The 6,654-nt window shown below is 57.6% G+C and carries 8 protein-coding genes; 5 read left to right on the top strand and 3 right to left on the bottom strand.

Annotated features, from left to right (window positions below):
• The coding region (locus tag ACXJKO_RS28715; protein ID WP_457094446.1) for a transposase at positions 1 to 218 on the top strand (218 nt) is incomplete at its 5' end.
• A gap of 12 nt (positions 219 to 230) precedes the next feature.
• On the opposite strand, the gene ACXJKO_RS28710 is transcribed toward ACXJKO_RS28715, so the two are convergent.
• Positions 231 to 527 (bottom strand): hypothetical protein, encoded by a 297-nt coding sequence (locus tag ACXJKO_RS28710; protein ID WP_457094445.1) that lies wholly within the window; start codon positions 525 to 527, stop codon positions 231 to 233.
• 12 nt (positions 528 to 539) lie between these two features.
• Here ACXJKO_RS28710 and ACXJKO_RS28705 point away from each other — a divergent pair, with 12 nt between their 5' ends.
• Together ACXJKO_RS28705 and ACXJKO_RS28700 are read left to right on the top strand one after the other, a co-directional pair.
• A complete protein-coding gene (locus ACXJKO_RS28705; RefSeq protein ID WP_457094444.1) occupies positions 540 to 698 on the top strand; it encodes a helix-turn-helix domain-containing protein in 159 nt (52 codons plus the stop codon).
• Between the two features lie 1,888 nt (positions 699 to 2,586).
• The gene (locus ACXJKO_RS28700) at positions 2,587 to 2,736 is read left to right on the top strand and encodes a hypothetical protein (RefSeq protein ID WP_457094443.1); all 150 of its coding nucleotides are present in this window, start codon (positions 2,587 to 2,589) and stop codon (positions 2,734 to 2,736) included.
• Between the two features lie 1,177 nt (positions 2,737 to 3,913).
• Here ACXJKO_RS28700 and ACXJKO_RS28695 read toward each other — a convergent pair.
• Complete coding sequence (locus tag ACXJKO_RS28695) at positions 3,914 to 4,297, bottom strand: cupin domain-containing protein (protein WP_457094442.1); 384 nt, start codon at positions 4,295 to 4,297, stop codon at positions 3,914 to 3,916.
• A 454-nt stretch (positions 4,298 to 4,751) separates the two neighbouring features.
• Between ACXJKO_RS28695 and ACXJKO_RS28690 the strand changes: the two genes are divergently transcribed.
• Positions 4,752 to 5,141 carry a hypothetical protein gene (locus ACXJKO_RS28690; protein ID WP_457094441.1) on the top strand — a complete coding sequence of 130 codons (390 nt, stop codon included), beginning with the start codon at positions 4,752 to 4,754 and terminating at the stop codon, positions 5,139 to 5,141.
• A 386-nt stretch (positions 5,142 to 5,527) separates the two neighbouring features.
• On the opposite strand, the gene ACXJKO_RS28685 is transcribed toward ACXJKO_RS28690, so the two are convergent.
• A complete protein-coding gene (locus ACXJKO_RS28685) occupies positions 5,528 to 5,773 on the bottom strand; it encodes a PsiF family protein (protein WP_457094440.1) in 246 nt (81 codons plus the stop codon).
• A gap of 738 nt (positions 5,774 to 6,511) precedes the next feature.
• Between ACXJKO_RS28685 and ACXJKO_RS28680 the strand changes: the two genes are divergently transcribed.
• Positions 6,512 to 6,654 (top strand): IS630 transposase-related protein (locus ACXJKO_RS28680; RefSeq protein WP_457094447.1); only part of this gene is annotated, 143 nt, incomplete at its 3' end.

Here is a 6,654-nt window from a genome sequence, read left to right as displayed (position 1 = left end):
GTCTGAAGCAACGCGGAGCCTGGTTCCTGTTCCTGCCGGCTTATTCGCCCGATCTGAACCCGATCGAGCAAGCCTTTGCCAAGATCAAGGCACACTTGCGCAAGGCCGAGGCGCGAACGTTCGACGCGCTCTGGCGCGCCCTCGGCGACATCTGCGATTTGTTTGAGCCGCACGAGTGTTGGAACTACCTCAAGGCTGCTGGATATGCGTCCGATTAAACATCCGATGCTCTAGTGGATAGAGGTCAGCGGACCGACATCAGCCAAGCGGACGGGAACGCCCTTCGCCAGATCCTCAGCAGCCTTGCGGACGAGTACAGGGAGGGCGTCCGTAAGAACCTGCGCACTACGAATGCGCAGCGATGACTTCTTGAGAGCATGCGAAACTGAGAGCTGGTAGCTGTGACATTCCTTGGAAAACGTCTCCTTCAGGCAGCGGAAGAAGCCCAAGCCATTGCTCGCGGTGAAGCCGATCCGTCCACCTACAAGGTTCACGTTCCCGCAGAAATCGACGTGAAGGCCATCCATCAGGGGTTGGGAATGACACAGGCTGAGTTCTCGGCCCGCTACGGCTTCCCGCTTGGCACCCTTCGCGATTGGGAGCAGGGCAAGGGCAAGCTGGACACCTCCGCCCGAGTGCTTCTCCTCGTCATCTCGAAAGGGCCCCAAGCCATCGAGCGCGCCCTTCAGGCCGCATAGGATTTGCACATGGTCCAGACACGACAATCTCGCTTAGCTGGGGGTTCACGTGTGACCTGTGGGGCACTCTAAGCGTTGACAATCACGCGCTTCCCGACACGCACCAAGGACGACGCAATTTGGCAGTGCTGTCATGAGGTCATGGCAGAATGGAAGGACACCGCTGTCCCTTCCTTCAAGTTGATCGAGGCGCCCAAGAAGCAGGGTGAAGGTTGACCTGACAAGGCCCGGCGCGGTTCTAAGCCTGTACTGAGCTTCCTCGCTCGCTTCGCCCGTTCCCGCTGGATCATGGCATCAAGCACCGTCGCGGCCTGATCCCGATTGGAGTGACCGAGCGTCTCGCCGAATTGCACCAACAGATCACCACGGCGGCGATGTTCCAGAGCCTGCGTGGGTCCAAGCACTGACGTGGACCAGAGACTCTGGGCGAGGTGTGACGATCTTGCCGCGCCCCCTTGCCTTTATCACCCGCGAGGCTCGTTACGATGAGGTTAATAGCCCCGTCTGAAGCTTTCCTGGACGAGGGGATCTTCGTCACGAAACGTGCTGCCGGTTTCACCATCTCGTTCAACATGGCTTTCTGCTGCCGATGTAACTCTGCTGTCCCGAAGCTACCGGCGGCACCAGCCCAAGATATTGCGGCCCTGAGCCAGAGGCTAAGCCTAAGATGTTTTGTCATGTCGATCCCGATCAAAGGTGAGTGGATCACGTTTCGACATGACCGCTTCCCACAACTGTCATCAAAAAGCCAAGGTATCTGGCCCTGATTCCGGCATGAGCAAAGCCCCAAAGCATCCGAGCCGACGTGACGACTTGAAACAGCGGAATGAGGAGAGTGGTGCGCCTCGCTCAAAAGCCACTAGCAAGCCGCGAGGTTCGTCGAAACGCAGAGCGGAGACGGTGCCGGACTCCTTGAGCACCGAGATACCCAGCAGTGTGATAGGAGGTCCGGAAGGCATCACCCGCTCCAGCCTTCCGCCAGCACAGAACCATGGTTTCGCTGGACCCCACAGCTTGCTCACTGACGGCAATCAGAGCGGGGAGGGTGAACAAGGCTCACACAGCGAGATCAGAGACGAGGCCGAGCAACATGTTCAACCGATCTCACTTGTAGAGGTTCTTCCTTCAAAGGAACTCGGCCACCGCGTTGCAAGCGACCTGCCCCAGCCCCGCGTAGGGGTAGTGCAAGCTGACCAGAAACAAGAATCATCTCAGCCTCACCCAATGGTCCATGAACTCAGGACGGAAAGCCGTGCGGGTAGTAAAAGCTCGCCGCGCCCCGGTTTCGAAGGCAGAGTTCAACGAACGGTCAGAGTGTGGGGCCCGCGCCTCCGGGGTGCGTCGGACTATGTGAGGAGTGCTTCGAGGCGTGTGAAGGTATGGGCGCAAGAGGGATCAGCTCGCAGGGCTCATAGGAGCGACGCGGCTAAAGGATCAGCGAACCCAGTCTACATCCTTGGCGCAATCACCCTTGGCATGCCGGCTTTGCTGCTGATCCCCTTAGTCGGGATGAACCCAGGGGTTCAGGACGGAACCTACACCACGGTTGCGGCCTTCCTTGTCGTCTCTGCCTTTATCACGGCTGCGGTGTTCGAGATCAAAAGGCTCGCAGACCAACCCTCCGAGGCTGATCCTCATTAGGATTGAGAAAGGATGCTTTCAGATCGTCGAGTGGTTTGACTGATGGGCTTATGGACAGGCTTTGTGCCGACATGCAGCGCCTGTCACCTCTGCGTCAGGCACGGGCCGGCCCTGAGACAATGCCGGCCTAGGGTCCTGTTGGCTAAGGAGCGTGCTCGCGATCACTCTCAATCTATCATAGGGCATTTGACTTCTCCCTAACCCAAATGCTGCTATGTTCCCTCTTTCAGATGAGGGAGGGTGGTTAATGCCGAGTACCTCTGTCGCGGGACAAGCGTTGGCCCTGTCGATGCGGTGCCCATGGTATCCAGCCGATCTGCTGCTCCAGCATCAGAGCATTTTGGCGGCGCTGGCAGAACTCGAAATTCGCGACCAGGGTGACCAGGAGCAGCTTTAGGGATGGGCAGGCGCTGAAGCCATCAAAAGGCGCTTCGCTGCCCAGCTTTTGGAGCGCTACTAGCGGGAGCGCACTCCCTATGTTCGAAGGCTGACCGAGCTTCGGCATCTGATGGATCGGATGACATCCCGTCAGTAGTTTTGTGACCTTCCGTCGTTCGCTTGAGAGGGAAACCCGGAGGAACACATGCGCCATGTTTTATCCGCCTCACCCGCAGGTACTGCCCTGCTTGTACTCATCCTCACTGGCCCTGGCTCAGACGACCCCAGCAACGCCCCCTGGCAATGCGACAGGAGCGCCTGCCGGCGGAATTGCTGATTGGTGGTGGGTTGTTCTGCTGGTCATCGTGATCGCTGCTGCGATCTGGTATTTTACCCGCAGACGGACGAGCCTATAGGGGAGGCAAGCCAATCGTGAGCAAGACGCCGCTTAGCCCGATCCAGAGGGTGGTAAACTCGGTCTGGAAAGTCGTGCAGATGCTGGAAGACTGTCCTGCCCTGACCCCGAAGGTCAAGTTCCACGGACCACGTGGCTATAGCGACGCCAATATTCCGGCCCCGGACAGGACGCCTGATAGTGACTGATCCGGGGCCCATGCTCGAACGCGGAGGGGCTGAGAATGCCTAAGATCATCGCCAACTCCGTGCTCTGCTGTTTCACAGACATCGGTACGGGCCGCATCTAGTGGGAAGTGGCGTCAGGGTCACTGGACATCTGCGCCTGTACAGAAGCGCCACGACGCTATCCGGCACGGTTAGCCGAACACGATCCCTTTCAGGTTCTTCAGAGCTTCATTACAGCGCAGCACAGGAGTGCTGGCTCGCTGCTGCATCTCCACAGTGTTGTGGCATGGGTCAGCTACGTCCTCTTTGCAGAATGGACAGATCATCACCTTGCCTCCGTTGCTGCTTGACCATGTCGGGCTAACAAAGATCCGGGATCAGGGTTCCCTATGCTTCTTCAACAGGGTCTTTTGCCAAGATTGATGCTGCTTTTTGCGCCGCGTCATCGGCTTCGAGCTTCAGCTTTTCGACAGCCTGAATGCGTTTAACCTCAAGCTCTTTCTACCGACTAGCCTCAGCCTCCGTCCTTTCATCAGATAGTACGACCCGCGATAGTGGGCACGTCATTTCCTCGATCTCCCGATTGGTATCCTGAGGAATCGGCGAGGCTGGTCTCATTGCGATTTGCTCGGATCATCTGCTGGGCTGGCGTAGGTGATCGCAAACGGACCTTCGGAGTCGATCTGTACCACCGTCTCGGTGCCCATGAAGGCGTAGTGGTTCATCTTGGCCGGAAGATCGACGAATCCTCCACTGCCGAGCTTTTCAGCCTTAGCTTCATCGAGTTTGTCGCCCATACCGAAGTGGAAGTCACCGGAGATAACAGTAACCCGCTCCGCCGTGGGGTGACTGTGGGCCGGAATCTTGTATCCGGCAGGGGCTTTTAGCCTGATCGTGAACGGTCCGGTTTTGCCCGGATCACCTGACAGGACCGCCAGATGTGCTCCCTTCGGCAGGGCCGATGGGGCTGGCATCCATTGGAGTTGGTCCACCCGCATGCCATGACCCGCCTGGTGGTCCTGGGCTACCAAGGTGCCTGTCGTGGCAAACAGAGAGCGGTCGCGAGTAGGAATGGGCGCATGGCAAACCTCCATCTTCGTATATGCTTAACCATGTTGGCCCTCTTGATGTGGGCCAATCATCAGGGCCGGGAGAGTTGCGCGGAGCCATGTCTTACTGATGCGGCTCCTGAAGCCGCGCCCGGTCTGCGGTTCCTGGGTCAATCGCTACGCTGAGTCTGGTCTGGATGCCGCAGCAATTTAGCGGCCAAGTTTGGAGGTGATTCCATCATGGACCTCCTGCGTCTGGATCGAGCGACCCCCCTGGCAGAGATATACTCTCGGCACCATCGAACGGAATGTTAGCGCAATGCCTTCCCAACAGCTATAATCTTTTCAAGTTATCGCCGCGTCACTCGGGGCACGTTCTTTCCAGAATTGCGGGGGACCTGCGATGACAAAGCTTTTCCTTGGGTTCGGCATCTGGTGTGTTGCTTTTGTGCTTACCATCGTGGGCATCATCACGTCCGGACCGGGTAATCCTCGCTTTACCGGCACGGTTGTCTTTGATTTCAAGCCGTTCTGCCAGAGCTTTGTCGTGCAGACAGAGCGCGGCTTTGTGTTGCTGGAGTGGGAGGATGGTACCCTGTTCTTCGGCGAAGGCGACAGCCTCGTCGGACCGCTTCACACAATAGGGCTTCAATCCATCAATATTGTGGGGCGGGGTACGATGACAGCGCGGTTCGTAACCTGGGTTCCTGATTTTGCTGCTGCGCAACGGGCTTTTCGCGAGCACTGTGGTCTCGACCAAAACACGCCTATCACTGGGCCATCGCCAAATTAAGATTCCAAGCCTATCGACAGGGTTCTCAATCGCCGCTCGACCGAGTGCCCCTGCGGACCCATGGGACCTTCAGCGGAATCTGCTTGGCTTCTGATGTGGGCAGCATGGTGTGCCCAGTCTAAACCTGAATTGGCCACAAGCTGTCTGCCGGCTGTCTGTCAATAGTACGTCCCGTCAAATTGAGGGGGCCTCAGATTGTAGGTCAGGTCCCCTCAGTTTGCGAGGCAACATTATTCGGTCCCGAAGGCTTGTCGTGCAGTGCGATCGCCTTATTGGGCTTTAAGCTACATCGCGTGAGAGAGACGGAGCTACGGCTGCTGTCTCTCAGGGTGCAAAGCCTGCAAGAAACTAGCCCCGGCGAGAGGATCGCGCGGGGCTTTTTCATGTCAGGTTCCGCCCGAGTCTTTGACGCACTTGTTGGTGAAGCTCGTTTTTGCTGCTCCATGCAAGTGCTTTTCCGTCGCCTGGGTATCGCAAGACGCCTTCATGTCCCGTTCGCACTTGGTCATGAAGCTGGTCTTGGCAGCTCCATAGATCTTCTTCTCCGTAGCCTGGGCTGTGCAGGATGTTTCAGCCGCCATCGATGCGGTTGAGACCAATGCTAAGGCAAACGCCGTTACCAGGACCTTCATTGTCATCTCCTCCAGGGCAACAGGCCCGTCGGGAGGAGCTAGAGCGCCGGGCACAACCGGGCATGAGATAGCAGAATGCCGCCTAAGTCTCACAAGAGCTACACCCGTGATAACGGCGTTATCACGGGAGAGATCAGCCTTAACAGCCCCAGCCTCTCTACGTTGAAGAGAGCATCGCAGAGAGGCTGGGGCTGTTGAGGTAGGTTAGCTACATAATGAGGCCGCTAGAGCACAAGCCAGGGCAGCAAGAGGTATCGAGAGAATGAACCAGCTCGGGCAATGGCTGAAACAATCCTCGGCATCAAGCGCTTGGTCGCGGGTATCTCGATTGACTGTGTTCATAATGCTGACCGGATACCGGTCGAGCATCTCAGTTTTATGACCTTGGCTAAGGGGCTGGGAATGCTGAGATGAGCCTAGAACAGCAAGATCCCAAGTAGCACGAGGTCTACAAGCCCTATAGCGCTCATCGCCGCCCACGCTAGCCATCTGCGCCAGCCTAGGCGCGGTAGATCGCCAAACGGCATGGTCTTCTCCATCAATGGTCAACGTTGGGCTTCCAATGCTCGGATGAGTCCTGGATATATGCCCAAGCCCGGAGAACAGAAAGCAAGGGGAGAGGCTGCGGCTGTTGAGGCAGTGAAACGAGCGAGTGCTAAAGCATCGGACTGGAAATTCGACTCCTGGGTTTTGGCCTGGTGCGATCTGTGATTCACTTGCTGGAACGGGAGGTGGATCATGGGTCACTGCTATTCTCTCGATCTTCGGGTGCGGGTGTCCGACTTTGTCGAGGCGGGCCATTCCTGCCGGGCGGCGGCAGGGCACTTTGCCGTCAGCGAGAGCTTCGCCATCAGGCTGGTGCGGCGAACCCGGGACACCGG

Source organism: Microvirga sp. P5_D2 (assembly GCF_054049475.1).
Note: the sequence above shows the minus strand (reverse complement) of the source record. Positions and strands in the feature narration are given on the sequence as shown.

Bases quoted from the DNA above. Each gene is read 5' to 3' on its own strand.
- ACXJKO_RS28710 (WP_457094445.1), bottom strand. From the start codon at position 527: ATGGATGGCCTTCACGTCGATTTCTGCGGGAACGTGAACCTTGTAGGT.
- ACXJKO_RS28690 (WP_457094441.1), top strand. From the start codon at position 4,752: ATGACAAAGCTTTTCCTTGGGTTCGGCATCTGGTGTGTTGCTTTTGTG.
- ACXJKO_RS28685 (WP_457094440.1), bottom strand. From the start codon at position 5,773: ATGAAGGTCCTGGTAACGGCGTTTGCCTTAGCATTGGTCTCAACCGCA.
- ACXJKO_RS28705 (WP_457094444.1), top strand. From the start codon at position 540: ATGACACAGGCTGAGTTCTCGGCCCGCTACGGCTTCCCGCTTGGCACC.
- ACXJKO_RS28695 (WP_457094442.1), bottom strand. From the start codon at position 4,297: ATGCGGGTGGACCAACTCCAATGGATGCCAGCCCCATCGGCCCTGCCG.
- ACXJKO_RS28700 (WP_457094443.1), top strand. From the start codon at position 2,587: ATGCCGAGTACCTCTGTCGCGGGACAAGCGTTGGCCCTGTCGATGCGG.